The 1554-nt window shown below is 66.1% G+C and carries 1 protein-coding gene; it reads right to left on the bottom strand.

What is annotated here, in order from left to right; all coding sequences use genetic code 11:
• Window positions 1-319: 319 nt before the first annotated feature.
• Window positions 320-1453: an IS110 family transposase gene (locus tag LRG07_RS13580; RefSeq protein WP_238642723.1), complete on the bottom strand. Its 1134-nt coding sequence runs from the start codon at window positions 1451-1453 to the stop codon at window positions 320-322.
• Window positions 1454-1554: the final 101 nt, after the last annotated feature.

Below are 1554 nucleotides of genomic sequence, written 5' to 3'. Positions count from 1 at the left end.
CTTCTGACATGGGTAGACCTGTCAAGGCCTGGGCACTCCCGTCAGGGAGGCCGCTTTTCGGTTGTCTCGGTCCATCTTCGTTTCATGGCCATGGCTCCGGTTCAGGGCACGAAGGGCGACTTCACGACGGTGGATCACTCTGAGATACGTGGGTTGGTTACCGACCTGACTTCACTTCGTCGCGGAGCTGCCCTTCTCTAAGTGCGTGGGTCACCTCTGGATGCGCTCACCCAGGGGCCACATAGACATCATGGATAGAAGCTGCTGGGGTTCTCCTCACCGGCCCTCCATGCCCTGAACCGGAGCCACGGCCGCCGACTCATGCCAGCGCCCTCGAGCCATGGGGTTGGCCGGCGCACTCGCGGGCAATCGCCCAGATGAAGCCGGCCAGCTCCCGGGCCACCGCCGTCACGGCCTGGTTGGCTGGCTTACCCGCTGCGATCAAGGCGCGGTAGCGCCGACACAGCCGCTTTTGGGCCTGCCAGGCGATGGCCTGCACACCGGGGGGCGCGCATTCCGCCCGGCGCTCGATGCTCGCCGTCTTGCGCGCTGGGAAGCGATACGCCCACGCCGCCTCGGTGAGCACGCGCCGGGCGTGACCGTTACCGGTCTTGGTGATCGCGCCCTGGCGCCGTGTATTGCCGCTCGAATGCTCGCTGGGCACCAACCCCAGGTAGGCCATCAGCTCCCTTGGCGAATCGAAACGGGTGAGGTCGCCGAGTTCGGCGAGGATGGTCACGGCGGTCACCAGCTGAACGCCGCGCAACGCCATCAGCGCCTCGACCACAGGCCCCAGCGACCAGTGCGCCACGGCCTCCCGCATCTGCTCCTCGAGCGTGGCCACCCGGCGCTGCGCCTCCTTGACCGCGTCGATGTACTCCTGGAGCGCAATCTGCTGCCAAGGCGAGTCCATCTTGATCCCCTCCAGCCAGCGCCAGTGCGCCTGCGTCCAGCGCGACTTGCCGCCGCTGTAGCTCAGCCCATGGCGCAGCAAGAAGGCACTCAGGCGTTGGCGCGCACGGCGCTCGGCCGCCTTCATGTCTTCACGGGCCCGCGACAGATCGCGGATCGCCTCCTGCTCATCATCCGGCACCCACACCGCCGTGAGTTCCCCGGCGCGGTCGAGCCGAGCCAGCGTGACTGCGTCACGCCGATCCGTCTTGACCCGCGAACCCGCCTTGCGGGGGATGAGCGAGGGGGCAACCACCATGCACCGGTGGCCCGCCGCGGTCAGCTGCCGATAGAGCCCGTAGCCGCAAGGACCGGCCTCGTAGCAGAAGTTGAGCACCTCGCCGTCCGGGGACAGACGCTCAAGCAGCTTGGTCACCGCCTCCGGCGTGTGCGCGATACTACCCCAGTACTCCGGATCACCCCGTCCAAGCCGCGCGACCGCCACGGCGATCGTGTCTTTATGCACGTCCAAGCCGACGTAAACGCTGTTAAACTCATTCATGACCTGCCCTCCTCGATGTGGCTCTGTGTTCCCTGTGTTCCTACCTCGAAACATAACCCACGTGCTTCGAGGTCAGGGCAGGTCTATCCATGATGTCTAAG

Origin of the sequence: Halorhodospira sp. 9622 (assembly GCF_022228025.1) — a bacterium.
GTDB lineage: Bacteria > Pseudomonadota > Gammaproteobacteria > Nitrococcales > Halorhodospiraceae > Halorhodospira > Halorhodospira halophila_A.
Note: the sequence above shows the minus strand (reverse complement) of the source record. Positions and strands in the feature narration are given on the sequence as shown.